The following is a 16,799-nucleotide window of genomic DNA, read 5'->3' on the forward strand; positions in this document are numbered from 1 at the left end:
TGATCGGCTAGTACGCGCCTTGGCTTTTGATGACGGCACGCAATGTGCGCCAAAGGATTAGGAGGTCCTGCATGATCGACCAGTTCTCGACGTAGAGAAGGTCGAGGCGGACGGATTCGTCCCATGAGAGCTCCGACCGCCCCGAGACCTGCCACAGTCCCGTCATCCCGGGGCGAACGAGCATTCTTCGGACCACCGGGCCGCGGTATTGCGCGACCTCTTCACGGAGTGGTGGTCGCGGTCCGACCAGGCTCATCTCGCCGGTCAGAACATTGATCAGCTGGGGGAGTTCGTCGAGGCTGTACCGGCGCAGAAAGGCACCGACACGAGTGACGCGCGGATCCGTACGCATCTTGAATAAGACGCCGTTTCCGTCGGATGCTTCAACCAAGGCGGCTTTTTGCTGGTCAGCCCCGTCGACCATGCTGCGGAACTTCCACATGAGGAACGGTTTGTTGCCGAGTCCGATGCGTTCTGCTCGATAGAAGATTGGCCCGGGCGAGCTGAACTTGACCGCAATTGTGCAGGCAAGAAGTACCGGCACCAGAAGAAATAAGAGTGCACCGGCGCCAAGTCGGTCGACTCCGGCTTTGAGGAACCGGTTCGCGCCGGCGTAGCGCGGTTTGTCGATGTGCACCATCGGGAGTCCGGCGACCGGTCGCACCATCATCCGGGGGCCCGCGATGTCCGTGACGCCGGGCGCCACCACCATGTCGACATCCATTGCCTCGAGCCCCCAAGAGAGCTCGCGCATTGCCGAATAGCCAAGCGCAGAAGCGGATGTCACGGCGACGGTCGTTGCGCCGGTCTGCTTGACCGCATTGGTGAGCCCACGAAGATCTATGGCCGGCGGTTGCAGGCCACGCGGCGTCGCGGCCGCGGCCAAGTGGCCCACCTGGGAGCCGGCGTTTCCCCTGGTGTTGACGAAGCCGACCACTTTGTAGCCCAAGATCGGGTTGTCCTCGATGCGATCTATCAATGGGATCGAAGAATCGGAATCGCCCACGACGAGTATTCGCTGAAGACTTGTTCCATTCGACCTCTGGTGGGTCAGATTCTTTCGCCATGCCCATCTCCCAGAGAGCAGTGCAATTGTCCCGAATGGCAATGCGACTGCGACGAACCCTCGGGCAATGTCCAGCTTGAATGCAAGGTCGAAAATCGCCAAGAAGCCAAACGCCATAAAGCATGCAGTGGCTACTCGGCTGTATTCCGCTGCACCAGATCCGATAATTCTCTTATCTGAGCTCTGCGTCGTGCGCAACGCCACAATCCATACTACGGATAGCGCGATTGTCTCGATGAGCAGATGTTTGCGTTGGGCAATTTCTAATTCCCCATTTCCGTAGAAACGGATTATTACCGCACCGGCTACCGCGCCGAGTACCAGCGCGAGATCGGTCCAGCGTATGCGCCGCACATACGCCGACGACCAGCGCTCAAAAGTGCCGTTGACCAGCTCAAGGGGCGGTCTTTCGCTCTGGGTGGTTGCGACGTGCGCTTCGTTCAACATGACCCTCGGCCCCCTTGCGCTGTTCGGATTTCGAGTGTGGACGCAGGATTCTGATGCCACAGGTAATCGAATAATGGCGAAATTACCGTTGATTGCTCGACTGCTCACATAGTCCAATTGGGCTACAGGTGATCGTGATGTATGCGCACATAAATAGCCCGCGAAATGCAACTTGAATGGTGAGCTATTTATATCAATAGACGATCATCAATAGCCACGCTCAGAATGAACGTTACGCTCAGAACTGCACTATAGGAGCGGGATTGATGCCGAAGGTCATTGCCTTTACTTCGAGCTTTTCTGGGTGTGCCAGCAGAAATTCAATCAATCCGGCTACAAACGTTACTTATGCTAATCATATGGGTGATCGTCTGAACGCATTCAGTTTCGAATCTGGCTCGCGGTTTCGGCAATATCCCACGCATAATCGGCGTTGTGATCCCAAGTTCGCGACCGGGTGGCGGAGACGCTCCGCTCCGGTCGAGCGTGCATCTTGGCTGCCTCGGTGGTCGCCCACGCGTTCTATCAAGGAGCAATCGATGAAGAAGCAACTCGGTGTGGCAGTCGTCGGCGCCGGCTACTGGGGGCCGAACCTGGTTCGGAACTTCCGGGCGTCACCGGATTGGGATCTCGTCGCCGTGTGCGACCTGGACGAACAGCGTGCTCGCGCGGTGATCGGTCCGCGGTCGACGGTGGTCGCCGAGTCGTCATTCGAGCGGCTCCTGGAGCGTGATGACATCGACGCGATCGCGATCGCGACGCCGGCCCAGACCCACGCATCACTGGCGATGGCCGCGATCGAAGCCGGCAAACATGTGTTGGTGGAGAAGCCGCTGGCTCCCAGTGTGGACGAAGCGGGGTTGATGGTGGAGGCGGCCCGCGACGCGGACCGGGTCCTGATGATCGACCACACTTACTGCTACACGCCTGCGGTGCAGTACATCGCCCAGGCCGTTCGGTCTGGGACGCTCGGCAACATCATGTACATCGATTCGACTCGAATCAACCTGGGGCTGGTGCAGCCCGATGTCGATGTCTTCTGGGATCTGGCGCCGCACGACCTGTCGATCCTCGACTTCATTCTGCCCGGAGGGCTCAACCCTGTTGAGGTGAGTGCCACCGGAGCTGATCCCTTGCGGGTCGGCAACGCATGTGTCGGTCACATCTCACTGACCATGATCGATGGATCGACCGCCCATATCAATGTCAACTGGTTGTCGCCCACCAAGATTCGGCAGATGGTCATCGGAGGCAGTCATCGGACCGTCGTGTGGGACGATCTCGACGCGCAACGCCGGGTAGCTGTTCACGACAGGGGGGTCGACCTCGCATTCGGCCGATCCGAAGATGAACGGCAGGCTGCGCGGGTCTCGTATCGCCTGGGAGACATCACGGTTCCTGCGCTCACCGAGAAAGAAGCTTTGGCGACGATGGTGGGAGAGTTCGCCGACGCGATCAGAACCGGGCGGTCGGCCCGGACCGATGGGGCCGCGGGACTGCGGGTGCTGTCGGTCCTCGAGGCGGTTTCCGAAAGTCTTGCCGCCCGAGGGCGCCCCATCAAGCCGCGTCAGTACGACAATGCCCTTGCCTTCCGGAGTGCATCATGACGGCACTACATGGCGCGTCCGTCCTGGTGACCGGTGGTGCCGGCACCATTGGCTCGACCATCGTCGACCAGTTGTTGGATGAAGGTGTGGATCGGATTGTGGTTCTCGACAATCTTGTTCGCGGTCGGGAGTCGAATCTATCTGTAGCCCTGGATGATCCGCGCACCGAGTTGGTGGTAGGTGACCTGCGTGACCGTGACCTGGTGAATGATCTGACCAAGGGGGCCGATCTGGTTTTCCACCAGGCTGCGATCCGGATCACCCAGTGCGCCGAAGAGCCACGACTTGCACTTGATGTTCTCGTCAACGGAACCTTCACAGTTCTCGAAGCCGCGGCTGCACACGGTGTCGACAAGGTGATCGCAGCGTCGTCCGCGTCTGTGTACGGAATGGCTGAGCAGTTCCCGACAGGTGAACGTCACCATCACCACAACAACGACACCTTCTATGGCGCGGCCAAGAGCTTCAACGAGGGCATGCTCCGCAGCTTCCGGGCCATGTACGGGATGAGGTACGTCGCACTGCGGTACTTCAATGTGTACGGCCCGCGGATGGACGTGCACGGCCTGTACACCGAGGTTCTCGTCCGTTGGATGGAGAGAATTGCGGACGGCCTTCCGCCGGTGATCTTCGGTGACGGGTCGCAGACAATGGACTTTGCGTACACCGAGGACATCGCACGCGCGAATATCTTGGCCGCTCTCAGTGATATCGATGAGGGCGTCTACAACATTGCCAGTGGCATCGAGACCTCACTGCTGGAGCTGGCTGATTCCCTGCTGCGTGCCATGAACTCACCGTTGTCAGTCGAGCACGGTCCGGAGCGCGCCGTGAACGGGGTGGCTCGGAGACTCGCCGACGTCACCGCAGCCCGGCGTGACCTCGGATTCGTTACGGACGTGGGTGTCGAAGACGGACTACGTGCGCTGGTGCAGTGGTGGGAGCCGCAACGCGAGAGCATCGCTGCAGGCCGGGTGGCCGCCTCATGACTGCCGTGACCAGGCTCAACGTGATGCAGCCCTACCTTGGTGAGGAAGAGATCGCGGCGGTGACCGAGGTCCTCGAATCTGGATGGGTTGCGCAAGGCCCCCGAGTCGCGGAATTCGAAACCCGCTTCGCGGCGGCGGTGGACTCCCGCAATGCGGTCGCGGTATCGAGTTGTACTGCAGCCCTGCATCTGTCGATGGTGGTGGCAGGTGTGCAAGCCGGCGACGACGTGGTGGTGCCGTCATTCTCGTTTGTGGCGACCGCAAATGCGCCGACGTACGTCGGCGCCAACCCGGTGTTCGCCGACGTCGATCCGGTCACCGGCAATGTGACCCCCGCGACCATCAAGGCGGCACTGACACCGGGAACCACCGCGGTGATCGCCGTTGATCAGGGTGGCATCCCCGCCGACATCGCCGCCATCAAGGCGCTATGCGAACCACGCGGCATCACAGTGATCGAGGATGCGGCGTGCGGGGCGGGTTCACGCCTTGCGAATCGCCCGGTGGGCGTGCACGCCGACATAGCGGTGTGGTCGTTTCACCCGCGCAAATTGCTCACCACCGGTGAAGGTGGGATGCTGACCACAAACCGGCCGGACTGGGCCGACCGCGCCCGGAAGCTACGCGAGCATGCGATGAGTGTCAGTGCGACACAACGTCATCAGAGCGTGTTGGCTCCGGCCGAGCAGTACCTCGAGGTCGGATTCAACTACCGGATGACCGACCTGCAGGCCGCGGTCGGCATCGTACAGCTGGGCCGGCTCGGCGAAATGGTGACCCGGCGACGTGTCATGGCGGGTATGTATCAAGATGCGCTCGCGGATATGTCCGGCGTGCGCTGCGTGGCCGACCCCGTCGGCGGGCGATCGAACTTCCAATCGTTCTGGATCGAAGTCGGTGCCGGGCACCGCAATTCCCGTGACGAACTACTCGGTGAACTCGCAACGGCGGGGATCTCGGCCCGCCGGGGAATCATGGCCGCGCACCGTCAGCCGGCGCACGCGTGGCGCGAGCACGCCGATCTGACAGTCACCGAACGGTTGACCGATTCGACTCTCATTCTTCCCCTGTTCCATCAGATGGCCTCTGACGACCTGTTCCGGGTCGTGGATGTGATCAGGGGGACCTGATGCGATCGGTGATCCTGATCGGTGCCGGCGGTCTTGCCAGGGAAGTCATAGCGCTGCTCGAATGTTCGACAGAATATAAGCCGATCGGTCTACTGGACGACAATCTGGTTCTGCACGGTACTGACATGGGCGGCCTGCCCGTGCTCGGCGGTATCGACTCGGCCGGTGAGCACGACGATTCCGACTTCTTGGTGTGTACCGGATCTGGTCGGTCGCGCAGGCTCATCGTGGACCGGCTGCTTCAGCTGGGAATCGAGAGCGCACGGTACGCCACTGTCGTCGCCCCGGATGTTCGGGTGCCTTCGGATTCCACAGTCGGTCCAGGGGCCATCCTCCTGGCAGGCACGGTGCTCACCGCCTCGGTATCGATTGGACGCCACGCCGTGCTGATGCCGCGGGTGGTCTGCACACACGACAACCGGATCGAAGACTTCGGGACACTCTGTGCCGGAGTAGCTCTCGGCGGATCCGTGGTGGTGGGAGAAGCGGCGTATCTGGGTATGAACAGCGCTGTGAAACAAAACGTCCGGGTAGGGGCGTGTGCGGTTCTGGGTATGGGCGCGGTCTTGCTGACCGACCTGCCCGCCGACGAGGTCTGGGCGGGCAACCCCGCACATCCCATCAATCATGGAGACAGCAGGGAATGACAATAGAGCGACTTGCCCCACTCACCGATGTGCCCTTTGTGGATCTCGTGTCGCAGTTCGACGACGTCGCCGATGAGGTGATGCCGCAGCTCCAAGACCTGCTGCAGAGCGCCGGGTACATCGGTGGCAGACCGGTGGCAGATTTCGAGTTGGCATACGCTGCGTTCTCCGGTGCGCGCCACTGCGTCGGAGTCGGCAATGGCACCGATGCCATCGAGATCGCGCTGCGCGCAGCTGGAGTCGGTTCGGGTGATGAGGTGATCCTGCCGACCAACTCGTTCATCGCGACTGCGGAGGCCGTGAGCCGGGCCGGGGCGACGCCGGTCCTCGTAGATGTCGACCCGCAATACCTGCTGATCGATCCGGAACAGGTTGAGGCGGCGATCACCACGCGCACACGCGCGATCATCCCGGTCCATCTGTTCGGGCAGAGTGCACCCGTCGAAAAGCTCATCGACATGGCGGCCCGGCGCGGTGTGGCGATCCTCGAGGATGCCGCACAATCGCAGGGCGCAAGTCGATATGGTGTCCCGGCCGGAACCACCGGGATCGCCGCCGGGACAAGCTTTTACCCTGGGAAAAACCTCGGAGCAGCGGGCGACGCGGGTGCGGTGCTGACCAATGATGAATCGATCGCGGACCGGGTCCGAACTATTGCGGCGCACGGAAGCCGGCAAAAGTACGTGCACGACGTCATCGGCTTGAACTCCAGGCTGGACGCCGTCCAGGCGGTGGTCTTACGCGCAAAGCTCGGACATCTGGAGCGTTGGAATCAACTGCGGCGTGACGCAGCCGACCGCTATGGAGAGCTTCTCGCGGGAGTCGAGGGTGTACGTGTGCCGACATCGGCCCCGGGCAATGTGGATGTGTGGCACCTGTACGTGGTGCGGGTCGACAGCCGTGACCGGGTGCTCGAGAAGCTCGGGGCCGCTGGGATCGGAGCGGGCATCCACTACCCGACACCGATTCATCTGACCGGGGCATACGGAGCGGGTCACCGATCCGGGGAGTTCCCGGTCAGTGAGCGGGCGGCCCGCGAAATCCTCTCGCTACCTTTGTTTCCGCACATCACGACCACACAACAAGAGTGCGTTGCGGACTGTCTCGGGCTGATAGTCGGTGGCACCCGGTGAGGCGGCCCATCGCGCCGCCGGGCCGGCGTGGGAACCGTCGTCGAAGGTGAAACGAATGCGAATATTGGTCTATCCCAAAGATCTCCGATCCGGAGATAGTCAGCGAAGCGCTGTCGAACTGGGAGGGGCAATGGCTGCCGCTGGGCATTCGGTCACGGTTATCGGTTGCCCCGGGATGTTGGTCGAACGGGTTCATGAGCTCGATGTCGAGCTGGTTCTGATGCCATGCGGTCAAGAGAAGAGCACTCTTCAATCGATTCTACGGTTGCGAAAAGTTATCCAGGAACGGTCGATCGATGTCGTCCACGCGTTCGAGTGGGAGGCAATATCCGAAGCATTCATTGCCGCCAATCTGAGCCGCCGGGAGGTGGCAGTGGTCGGCACGATCCACTCGCGAGGTCCGTCTCCGATCCTGCCGCATACCGCTCCACTCCTGATGGGAGCAAGGAGTGCAGCCGCGGAGAAGCGGATCGCGGGATTCACGCGGGTGGGCGTCCTGGAGCCATGGGTGGACACGGCGAAGAACGCGCCCGGACTACCTACGGTTACCGGAAACTTCCTGGAGCGCAGTCATATCGACAGTGATGGGTTGCTCGTGGCGCTGGTGACACCGCTCGACGACGAGCGTTCCATCACCAGCCTGATGACGGTGATCGAGACTGTTGGAGACATCGCCGCGGAGGGCACATCCGTGCAACTGCTGGTGATCGGAGAAGGGGCACTGCTCGGATCGGCTTCGGTACGGGCAGCTGAGTTCAACCTCCGGTCCGGGCGCGAGGTGGTTGTTGTGGCGGGTGAGTTGCTCGATCGCCGAATTGCATATGCGGCTGCCGACGTGGTGGTGGGTTCGGGCAGTTCCTTGGCGCACGGCATGGCCTTTGGGAAACCGGTTGTTGTCGCCGGCGAACGCGGCTTCTTCATGCCGTTGAGTCATGCGACCATCGACGAATTCTCGTGGAGTGGATGGTACGGCGTCGGTAGCGGTACGCGCCTTGGCAAAACCGAACTCCTCACGGCCCTGGAGCCGTTGCTCGAGAGTGCGCGACTTCGAGAGTATCGGGGCACCTATTCGCGAGAAGTGGTGGCGGCCTACGGACTGGATGAAGCGGTTCAACGGCAACTCCAGGAGTACCTTGACGCCCTGAACACCAGGGTCGGCCGGTTCGCGAGGTTTGTCGACGTATGTCGCGTGGGCGCAGCCCTGCTGATTCGCCGCGGTTTCCGGTTGCGCCAGGATTCACCTCGCCGCACACCTCCGTCTCGGCCGAACAAGCCCCGCATCGACAGCGCACGCCCCGACCACATTGCGAAAGCGCGGTGTGACCACCTATGAAGGCGAACGATATGACAGTCGTCAGTGACAGGCGCGTTCAGATCCACCCTCAGGCACTGTGCGAAAGTAGTGATGTTGGTGCGGGGACGAGGGTCTGGGCGTTCGCGCACATTCTGAGCGGGGCGCGCGTCGGACGTGACTGCAATGTGTGCGACCACGCCTACATCGAGTCCGGCGCGGTGGTCGGAGATCGGGTGACCGTCAAGAACCGAGTCCTCATCTTTGCCGGCGTGACGATCGAGGACGATGTCTTCCTGGGGCCTGCAGTGGTTTTCACGAACGATCTGCGTCCACGCGCTCACATCAAACGTGGCGATGAAGCGTTGGAGTCAACCCGGGTGCGACGTGGGGCGACGCTCGGCGCCGGTGTTGTTGTGGTGTGCGGAACGACAATTGGTGAACATGCGTTTGTCGGGGCCGGTGCTGTTGTTGTCGCCGATGTGCCGGCGTATGGCTTTGTGGTCGGGAATCCGGGCAGACGTATCGGGTGGGCGTGTGAATGCGGTGAACGCCTGGTCGAGCATCTTGGCTGTGGTGACTGCGGACGTACCTACAGAGAAGCCCACGGCGGACTCGAACCATATGAGAGCGATGCACTATGAGTACTGACGACTTTGTAGGCGCAGAGGTCCGAGCTGACGTGACCGTTGTTGTGGTGACCTACAACAGCAGCGCCGACATCGGCCATCTCCTGGCCGATCTGCGGCACGAAGCCCACGACAATGTCGTTCGAGTGGTGGTTGTCGACAATGATTCATCCGATGGCACAGGGGAGATCGTCGCAGAACACCGCGATGTGATTCTGATCCCGGCCGGTGGCAACATCGGCTACGCAGGTGGGATCAATGTCGCACGGAGACATGTCGGTGACTGCCGGGCGGTACTGATCCTGAATCCGGACTTGCGGGTACATCGCGGTGCGGTGGGGATGATGCTCCGCGTTCTCGACCGCAGTCGGGTTGGTGTAGTCGTGCCGCGGATTGTCGACGGTGAAGGATTGACCTTTCCGTCTTTGCGGTCGGAGCCCTCGGTGCTCGGCGCGTTGGGCGATAGTTTGCTCGGGCCTCACTTTGCCCACCGAAATGCACGCTGGACTGAAACTGTCTGGAATCCAAGACTTTATCGGGATCCGCACGAAATCGACTGGGCGACCGGTGCGGCGCTGCTGATCCGTGCCACTGTCGATCGGACGGTCGGGGACTGGGATGAACGGTACTTCCTATACTCCGAGGAAGTCGACTTCTTCCGTCGTGTGCGCGAATCGGGCGCACTCATTTGGTTCGAGCCGCGCGCCGTGGTGGCACATCGAGGCGCCGGATCAGGTAGTTCCGCGGAGTTGGCTGCGCTGATGTCCGTCAACCGGGTCCGCTATTTCGACCGTTACCACGGCAAACTGCACTCGTCATGCCATCGCACGATGGTGGTGCTCGGTGAATTGTTGCGCTCCAGGGACAGTGGGCACAGGACAACACTGCGAGTCCTCTGTGATCGTGCGCGTTGGGCAGAATTACCGAAGGCCGCACGGACGCCGGTGTTGACCGATGGTCTCGCCTTGGGTGCGGTCATCGTGCCGGCACACAACGAAACTGCCGTCATCGGACGCACTCTCGCGCCACTGGCCACCGCGGCGGCCAGTGGCGCGATCGAGCTGATCGTGGTGTGCAACGGTTGCACCGATGGCACGGCTGACGCCGCTCGGGTGTATGCCGGCGTGACCGTCGTGGAGACTAGCGTGGCCTCAAAGATCGCAGCACTCAATCTTGGCGATGCAACCGCGACGCTATGGCCCCGCCTGTATCTCGACGCCGACACCACGATCTCGGCAGTGGCTGTGGCGCAGGTGTTTGCGGAGCTGAAAACCGGATCGGTGTTGGCAGCGCGTCCGTCGTCGAAGTTCGACTTGGACGGAGTTGACCGAGTCGTGCGGTCGTACTACCGGGCAAGATCCCGGATAACGTGGTTTCGGTCTGCGTTGTGGGGTGCCGGTGCCTATGGCCTCAGCGAGGCCGGGCATCGTCGCATAGGTGCGTTCCCTGAGCTGACCAGCGACGACCTGTGGGTCGACGCACAGTTCGCTGCGGGGGAAAAATGCGTGGTCGAGACCGCGCCAACTGTTGTGGTGGTCCCACGTGATCGAAACAGCCTGTTACACATGCTGAAAAGGGTCTATCGAGGAAAAGCGGAGATCGTCGAGGCCCCGAGTGCCGTCCAGACCTTTCGCGCCGTAGTCACTTCCATCCGCGGGCCTCGATCGGCTTGGGACGCAGGCGTATACGTAGTTTTGACACTCGTCGCTCGTCGGCGAGCACGGTTGGGCGCCGCAATCTCTTGGGAACGCGACGACAGCAGTCGCACACTTCTTTCAGTGTGAGCGACGGGCTACTCGGTCATCAGTGTGCTGACCTTTCGTGCTGCGCCACGGCTGAATCGACGCCTTCGGGCAAGTCGCGTTTTCGTACCGCCGGGACCCCTGCATATAGCCCGTTGGGCGCACAATCAGTGGCAACGACCGAACCTGATGCCACAATGCAGCCTTGACCAATCGTCACTCCGGGCAGGATGGTCGTGTTGGCGCCGATCCAGGACCCCGTACCAATCGTGACGGGGGCCGAAGTCAATGCTCCTGCTCGAGCCAGCGAACTGCCAACCTCGTGCGAGCTTGTGACGATCGTGACCTGCATACCGAAACTCACGTTGTCTCCGATGGTTACCTTCGCCGAGGTGTCGATGAAGGCACCGTGGTTGATGAATGTCTTGCGCCCGACGGAGACTTCCCCTGTGCCGAAGAAACATCTGGAGCAGATGTGCGAACGTCTCATGTTCATGCCGGCTGCGCGGTAACACAGCCATCGGACTTCGGCAGGAATCGCGCCAGACGCGATGATTCCGTTGATCAACACGTCATGAAAGACCATGCGGAGGGCTGCGATCACTTTTGTTGCAGCTGACATCGGCCGGTCACGGCGGCCTTGTGCGACTGAGAGCTTGGAGCGATGTTGACTGTACTGGTTGTTGAGGCGCAAGGCTTCACGATCCTTCCGTCAGAGGGCATGTGCATCCTCCTTGGTGCGGAGGAACTGATCGTGGCAATCAGTTTGCAAGCCCGCAGGTGTTGCCGCCTTGTATTTGATAAATGTGGACGGCATTGCCGTCCTGGAAGTCATCGGTCAGCACGCCGTCTTCGATCTGGATCTCGCGGTTCTCGTCGACAACGATTGCCTTGCTGGGATTTCCACACCTGAACTTCACAGATGAAGTTGTTGCAGTATTCGTCGTCGACCCTGCGATCAGATAGAACCGACCGTCAACCAGCTTGGCAGATACGTCGACCGTTGGGTCTGTGTCTACCAGGTTGTCGACGAAGGGAGCGTTGAGAACAGGTGCCAACCGGGTGATCTGGGCGTTGACAGCGGTTGTCGCAGGCAGAGGCTCGGGACAGTCTCGCAGGACGTGCTGTGTGGGACAGTCGCCCCCAAAGCTGTGGTTGAAATAGACGATTCCACGCGCCCCGTGGATGATGCTGCTCCAGACTGCGGCGCGGATCTGGGGTCCGGTTATCGTTGGCGAATCCGCTTCCGAGGCCGGATGGCCTACCTCGACAACGTTCCAAACGGGTTTGCTGCCCGTAGGTTTCACCAGCGATCGCACTCGTTCGGTGTTCGCGCCGTAGTTGGACGCGCGGCGGCATTCTTCTTGGGTCAACGCCCTGTCGGTCTTGAACAGCGCCCCGCCCTCGGATGCGCCGCAGATGTTCGTATCGGTAAACCAATAACTATCGACAGAAACCACATCAACGAAGTCATTGATGAACCTCGCCGCTTGGTCGTCGGTTTCCCAGAAGGCCACACCCTTGCCAAAGTTGGAATACGACATCATCTCGGGCGGTAGGCCTCTCAGCTGGTCCTCCATGACCGTGTAACCGCATCGTGCTGTTGACGGAGAGCAGATTTCACCTGCTCCAGGTTCGTTGCCGGTCCACGGTGCGTCACCGGGCCCAGCCCACATGTCGACCTCGTCGGATGCCGAGTATCCCGACACGGGCGCAGTGGTCTCGATCCAGCCCGGCAGGGCGTACATGCCCGCTCTCTTGATTGTGCTGAGGTCGGTTCCGCTCACTGGTGCGACGTAGGTGTTGAGCCCGGCGGCCGCGTCGCGCGGCCAGCCCGTCTCGTCAACAACTGATTCGGCCCATACCCCCAACGGGAAGAAAGTTGGGTCGGCGGGCAGACCGTTGGTGAACTGGTCGTAGAAGGCCGCGCCGCCATCGACCGGGCGAAGCGTAGGAGAGGCGTCGTCTCCGCTGCTTCCGAACACCACCGGCTTGTTGTCGTCTCCAGACGGTGACGACACGCAGCCGGTGGCGATCAGTAAGCACGCAGTGAACGTCGAAACTGCGATCGCCGCTGCTCGACGCTCCGATGACCGACGACGATGGTGGTGGTGTTCGGACCTTTTCGTCACTGCAAATGCCCTCATGGCTAGGTCGTGCAAGGCAGACCGGAAGACCCCCCGGGTGTCAGGCGTTTCCCAGCGTCAACCAGGTACGTTCGATTGTCAAACACGGTCGCATCGGACAGTGGCTGTCTGTGCTGGGAACCTGTTGTGGTTCTTGTGATTAACGTGTCCCGGCCCGCGTCGAGTTCACTCGAACAGACGACAATCGCCATTGTGGCCGGTCTGGCGGATGAGAAAATGCCGCGACTTACGTCGACGGGATTTGTAGTGCGATCGATGTTCTTTCGTTGAGGCGACACGTCTTTCGGTCTAGCCTTAGCAATGACAACCATCGAATTGGTGCCGCCCGGAGTCCGTGGGCGATATCTGACCGTATTTTCGAAGAGCGAGGCGGAGTTTCAGTGGCCCAACCGATACCCAGCACCGGGCGGTTCGGCACGCACGGGGCAGATCGGGCACCGTGGCTGCTGTTGTTGACCGCGGCCGCGATGTTCGTCTTTCCTGCGAACATGATCCTTGGCCCACTCGGCGCCAGCGGATACGTGGCGATGGTTCTGGCAATCTTGCTCTTCGTGACGTGGGCGGCGTCGGTTGTCTTCGGAGACCACGATCCGTTCCGTGTCCGCTACCCAGCACGTCTTGGACTCGGTGCGCTATGGCTCGCGACTGTCGCGGCGTACATCGCCATGCCTGGTGGCCCCGCGACTCCCACTGGAGTCGCAGCGGCCAACCGGTGGTTGCTGAGCCTCGCGGGGATCACGGGAATCGTCTTCGTGATCGCCGAGACGGTGGTTTCGAAGGGGGCGGTCATGGGGCTGGTTCGGACCTTGGTCGGCGGTGCGACGTTCTGTGCCGTTATCGCTGTTTACCAATTCATCACACACGACAATCCGGTCATGTGGATCCAGTCTCTGATGGTCGGTATGTCCGACAACGGCGGGGCTTACGCCTTTCAGCCGCGGTATGGATTGATGCGTGTGGCTGGGACGGCGTTCAACCCGATCGAGCTCGGAGTTGTGATGGGGATGATGCTGCCGTTTGCGATCTGGAAGGCACTGTTCTGGACGCGAAACAGGTGGTTCTCAGTGGTCCAGTTGTTGCTGATTGTGGCGGCGGCGGTGTTCTCGGTATCGCGATCGATGATGCTGTGCATTCTTGTCTCGCTGGTATTTGCGATTCCGCTCTTCCCCAAAGAAGTCCGCAGATGGTGTCTGATCACAGTACCGGGTGTCGTCGCGGCCCTGTTTGCGTTCATTCCAGGACTCGTCGGCACACTGATCGGGACCGTTTCGGCTGGGTCGAGCGATCTATCAATACAGACACGTTTGAACAACTACCCGCTGGTCGAGGCGATGGTCTCGGATCGGCCGGCGTTCGGGATGGGGCCCAGCACATTCCTGGTCACCAATGCGCTTCGAATACTCGACAACCAATACTTGAAGACTGTTGTAGAGATGGGCTTGGTTGGATTGGCGGCCCTCGTGGCTTACTTCCTGCTGCCTGCTACGGCGAGCCTCATCGCGGGGGTCCACTTCCGTGACGACGAGGGTTGGCGTGCGCTGGCGGGCTGCGTGGCGGGTGCGTCCGTTGGTGCGGCGGTCACCGCTGCCACCTTCGATGAGCTTTCGTTCCCGATGGTCACCGTCCTCTTCGCATTTGTGGCGGGATTGTCCGGAACGGTGTGGAATGTAGCGAAGAATCCTTCGCTTGACAAAACTGTTTTTTGGGACAGTGAAGTTAAAATGCAGCGTAAAGATGAAATATCGGTGCGCCAAGACGTCAGCTTTTCAGAGGGGCGGAAATAGCCGTGGATCCATTTGCAATTTTCAAGCTTCTATGGACGCACAAGTGGATTACCATCCCATTCGTCGTTCTCATTGTGGTGGGATGCGGTGTGGCGTTCATCTACGGGCCGCGCTCCTATGAATCGACTTCGTCCTACGTGGTCATCAGTCCTGGCGCACCGTCGGAGCAAGCGATTGCGAAAGATCCTTCGCTTGCCAAGGAGTCCAACAATCCATATCTCCGGTCGGAGCCGGCGTTGGCTGCGCAAGTTGTCGCCACCAGGCTCGGTGCCAGTGACATCGGCGAGATGCTCAAGGCCGAGGGGTTGTCGACGGAGTATGTGGTTACCACGGTGACGGAGGTTCAGACCAACCAGATCATTCGTATCACCGCCACGGCGGACACACCTGAGAAGGCTGTGGCCACGTCGGAACGGCTGGGCGAACTCTTGTCGGAGCAACTTGTCGTCATGCAATCCGCAGGCGGAGCGGACAACGAATTCCTTTTGGTTGCGCAGCCCGTTGGCCCGCCAGGGTCTGCGATCGAGAAGAAGTCGAGTCGCTTGAGGACGGTGGTGGTGCTCGGCATCGCGGGCGTTGTGCTGCTGTTCGGGGCGATTTCGTTGGCGCGTGCTGTCGAGAAGCATCGTTCGAAGTCGGCCACTGCCAGTGGTGATCCCGACAACGACAATGGCGGTGATGGCGGCGAAGACACGCATCCCACTGACGTGAGTCCACCGGCGACCTGGGACTCCCTGCGGACGCCCGCCGCTGCGGCGGCAGCGGGTGAAGTCACCCCCAGTGCGGAGGTCGAAAGTGCCGAGGACGAACCTGACGAAGTGGACCTTCGGAAAGTGGTGAGGGAGAAGAACTCGCGGTAGCCCGCCTACAAAACACACTGGATCCCGGCCTCGACCGCCGGAATCCAGTGTTGGGTTCGTCTGAGGGGTGACGTCAGATTCAGAGCTGGGTTCGCCCAGAGGCGAACTCGGATTCCACGATCGATACCAACGTCGATTTCGCTGAATCCCAATTGTCCAAACGGACCGACCGAGACGCTTCGAGTGCGAGCTGCTGGCGGTCCGATGTTTCGACCGCAGCAGCAAGGGCGCTTGCCAGCCCAGACGGTGTCGGTGCCGCCCAGCGGACTGCGGTGCTCGGCATGTCTGCGCGAGCGTAGGGCGAATCGTTCACAATCGGGATTGCCCCACATGCCAACATCTCCTCAACGATCAGGGAGATGTTCGTGAAAGACAGCGCTAGCCCGCCGATTGATTGGTTGTAGAGTTCAGCAAGCAGGCGAGGACTCGTCCGAGCGTGGTTGTACACGGGAAAAGGCAGTGACGTCGTCGAGTCTCCGAATGCATGAATGGGTTGTTCGGGGTGACGGTGGTGGAACTCGCGGAGTGCCAAAACGGCAAGGGCGGCGCCCCGGCGCGGGTTGCCAGGCCGCGAATAGAACACCACGCCATTCCTGTCTCCACGGTTGGTCAGGTTGTATACCCCAGTGTCACAACTAAACTCGAGCACATCGACCGGACCGAATGGCCTGACAAGATCCCCGACCATGTGCCCGATCGTGATGTGCTTGAAGCCGAATCTGTAGGAGTCCTCCGCCAACGCGCTCTCGGATCCACGCGGGTAGAAGAAGGGTTCGTAGTCCTGCACAAAGTAGAACCTGCGGCCAGGGGTCTCGGTGCCTCTACTGCCCAACACGTGCGCCGTTTCCCATGACGTGGCGAAGTATGCGTCGCATCCGCTCAAGCCGTTCGCGATATCGACAACTTCGGCCTTGACTTGTGGCCAGAACTGCCTGATCACCCCGGAGTGGTACTCGACGGGTGTCGAATTTCGTTCATACAGGTAGACGATGCATCGATGCCCAGCAGCCTCCAGCGCCTCGACCATCCGAAAGATGGTGGTGTGGCCGCCGGAGCTGCCTACCGGCGGAGCCAGTACCCATCCGATGGTGAGGCCTGGTCCGGTGCTGCGGGGGGCAACCAGCGGCCAGTGCACGCCGTTCGAGTCACAGACATCGCCGGGGTCGAGGGGGAACTCGAGCGCGCCCGCTCCGGTTGCCTCGTACGCGCGTCGCGCAACGCGGCGGGTGATGTCTCTGACATCACCTTCTTCGAGCAACGCTCTGAGCTGTGTGGCCCGTCGACGTAGTTGCGGCATGGTCCTGTTCGGCATCTTCAAAAACCCCAT

The 16,799-nt window shown here is 61.0% G+C and carries 14 protein-coding genes; 10 read left to right on the forward strand and 4 right to left on the reverse strand.

Annotation, left to right across the window (positions count from 1 at the left end):
- Positions 1-7: 7 nt before the first annotated feature.
- Positions 8-1,513: an exopolysaccharide biosynthesis polyprenyl glycosylphosphotransferase gene (locus AC56PL_RS01660; RefSeq protein WP_495514692.1), complete on the reverse strand. Its 1,506-nt coding sequence runs from the start codon at positions 1,511-1,513 to the stop codon at positions 8-10.
- Between the two features lie 539 nt (positions 1,514-2,052).
- Between AC56PL_RS01660 and AC56PL_RS01665 the strand changes: the two genes are divergently transcribed.
- The 8 genes from AC56PL_RS01665 to AC56PL_RS01700 are packed head-to-tail and all read left to right on the forward strand — an operon-like array spanning position 2,053 to position 10,723.
- Positions 2,053-3,120 carry a Gfo/Idh/MocA family oxidoreductase gene (locus AC56PL_RS01665; RefSeq protein ID WP_495514693.1) on the forward strand — a complete coding sequence of 356 codons (1,068 nt, stop codon included), beginning with the start codon at positions 2,053-2,055 and terminating at the stop codon, positions 3,118-3,120.
- Positions 3,117-4,109, forward strand: coding sequence for an NAD-dependent epimerase/dehydratase family protein (locus tag AC56PL_RS01670; RefSeq protein WP_495514694.1), 993 nt, complete (start codon positions 3,117-3,119; stop codon positions 4,107-4,109). The genes AC56PL_RS01665 and AC56PL_RS01670 overlap by 4 nt, the downstream gene beginning before the upstream one ends.
- Positions 4,106-5,239 (forward strand): DegT/DnrJ/EryC1/StrS family aminotransferase, encoded by a 1,134-nt coding sequence (locus tag AC56PL_RS01675; protein ID WP_495514695.1) that lies wholly within the window; start codon positions 4,106-4,108, stop codon positions 5,237-5,239. Before AC56PL_RS01670 ends, AC56PL_RS01675 begins: the two co-directional genes overlap by 4 nt.
- Complete coding sequence (locus tag AC56PL_RS01680) at positions 5,239-5,886, forward strand: NeuD/PglB/VioB family sugar acetyltransferase (protein ID WP_495514696.1); 648 nt, start codon at positions 5,239-5,241, stop codon at positions 5,884-5,886. The genes AC56PL_RS01675 and AC56PL_RS01680 overlap by 1 nt, the downstream gene beginning before the upstream one ends.
- Entirely contained in the window at positions 5,883-7,019 is a 1,137-nt protein-coding gene (locus AC56PL_RS01685) for a DegT/DnrJ/EryC1/StrS family aminotransferase (RefSeq protein WP_497152828.1), read from the forward strand. The genes AC56PL_RS01680 and AC56PL_RS01685 overlap by 4 nt, the downstream gene beginning before the upstream one ends.
- 55 nt (positions 7,020-7,074) lie before the next feature.
- Positions 7,075-8,352, forward strand: coding sequence for a glycosyltransferase (locus AC56PL_RS01690; protein WP_495514698.1), 1,278 nt, complete (start codon positions 7,075-7,077; stop codon positions 8,350-8,352).
- Positions 8,353-8,363: 11 nt separating this feature from the next.
- Complete coding sequence (locus tag AC56PL_RS01695; protein ID WP_495514699.1) at positions 8,364-8,954, forward strand: DapH/DapD/GlmU-related protein; 591 nt, start codon at positions 8,364-8,366, stop codon at positions 8,952-8,954.
- Complete coding sequence (locus AC56PL_RS01700; RefSeq protein WP_495514700.1) at positions 8,951-10,723, forward strand: glycosyltransferase; 1,773 nt, start codon at positions 8,951-8,953, stop codon at positions 10,721-10,723. The genes AC56PL_RS01695 and AC56PL_RS01700 overlap by 4 nt, the downstream gene beginning before the upstream one ends.
- Positions 10,724-10,742: 19 nt before the next feature.
- On the opposite strand, the gene AC56PL_RS01705 is transcribed toward AC56PL_RS01700, so the two are convergent.
- Both AC56PL_RS01705 and AC56PL_RS01710 read right to left on the reverse strand, forming a co-directional pair.
- Positions 10,743-11,375, reverse strand: coding sequence for an acyltransferase (locus AC56PL_RS01705; protein ID WP_497152829.1), 633 nt, complete (start codon positions 11,373-11,375; stop codon positions 10,743-10,745).
- 67 nt (positions 11,376-11,442) lie between these two features.
- The gene (locus AC56PL_RS01710; protein WP_495514702.1) at positions 11,443-12,669 is read right to left on the reverse strand and encodes a hypothetical protein; all 1,227 of its coding nucleotides are present in this window, start codon (positions 12,667-12,669) and stop codon (positions 11,443-11,445) included.
- Positions 12,670-13,580: 911 nt separating this feature from the next.
- Here AC56PL_RS01710 and AC56PL_RS01715 point away from each other — a divergent pair.
- Positions 13,581-14,612: an O-antigen ligase family protein gene (locus AC56PL_RS01715; protein ID WP_495514703.1), complete on the forward strand. Its 1,032-nt coding sequence runs from the start codon at positions 13,581-13,583 to the stop codon at positions 14,610-14,612.
- A gap of 89 nt (positions 14,613-14,701) precedes the next feature.
- Positions 14,702-15,472, forward strand: a complete 771-nt coding sequence (locus tag AC56PL_RS01720) for a hypothetical protein (protein WP_495514704.1) — start codon at positions 14,702-14,704, stop codon at positions 15,470-15,472.
- A gap of 79 nt (positions 15,473-15,551) precedes the next feature.
- On the opposite strand, the gene AC56PL_RS01725 is transcribed toward AC56PL_RS01720, so the two are convergent.
- Entirely contained in the window at positions 15,552-16,799 is a 1,248-nt protein-coding gene (locus AC56PL_RS01725; RefSeq protein WP_495514705.1) for a rhamnosyltransferase WsaF family glycosyltransferase, read from the reverse strand.

Source organism: Williamsia sp. Y721, from assembly GCF_059683565.1.

Excerpts from the sequence above, each read along its gene's own strand:
- AC56PL_RS01660 (WP_495514692.1), bottom strand. The coding sequence starts at position 1,513 with ATGTTGAACGAAGCGCACGTCGCAACCACCCAGAGCGAAAGACCGCCC.
- AC56PL_RS01665 (WP_495514693.1), top strand. The coding sequence starts at position 2,053 with ATGAAGAAGCAACTCGGTGTGGCAGTCGTCGGCGCCGGCTACTGGGGG.
- AC56PL_RS01670 (WP_495514694.1), top strand. The coding sequence starts at position 3,117 with ATGACGGCACTACATGGCGCGTCCGTCCTGGTGACCGGTGGTGCCGGC.
- AC56PL_RS01675 (WP_495514695.1), top strand. The coding sequence starts at position 4,106 with ATGACTGCCGTGACCAGGCTCAACGTGATGCAGCCCTACCTTGGTGAG.
- AC56PL_RS01680 (WP_495514696.1), top strand. The coding sequence starts at position 5,239 with ATGCGATCGGTGATCCTGATCGGTGCCGGCGGTCTTGCCAGGGAAGTC.
- AC56PL_RS01685 (WP_497152828.1), top strand. The coding sequence starts at position 5,883 with ATGACAATAGAGCGACTTGCCCCACTCACCGATGTGCCCTTTGTGGAT.
- AC56PL_RS01690 (WP_495514698.1), top strand. The coding sequence starts at position 7,075 with ATGCGAATATTGGTCTATCCCAAAGATCTCCGATCCGGAGATAGTCAG.
- AC56PL_RS01695 (WP_495514699.1), top strand. The coding sequence starts at position 8,364 with ATGACAGTCGTCAGTGACAGGCGCGTTCAGATCCACCCTCAGGCACTG.
- AC56PL_RS01700 (WP_495514700.1), top strand. The coding sequence starts at position 8,951 with ATGAGTACTGACGACTTTGTAGGCGCAGAGGTCCGAGCTGACGTGACC.
- AC56PL_RS01725 (WP_495514705.1), bottom strand. The coding sequence starts at position 16,799 with ATGGGGTTTTTGAAGATGCCGAACAGGACCATGCCGCAACTACGTCGA.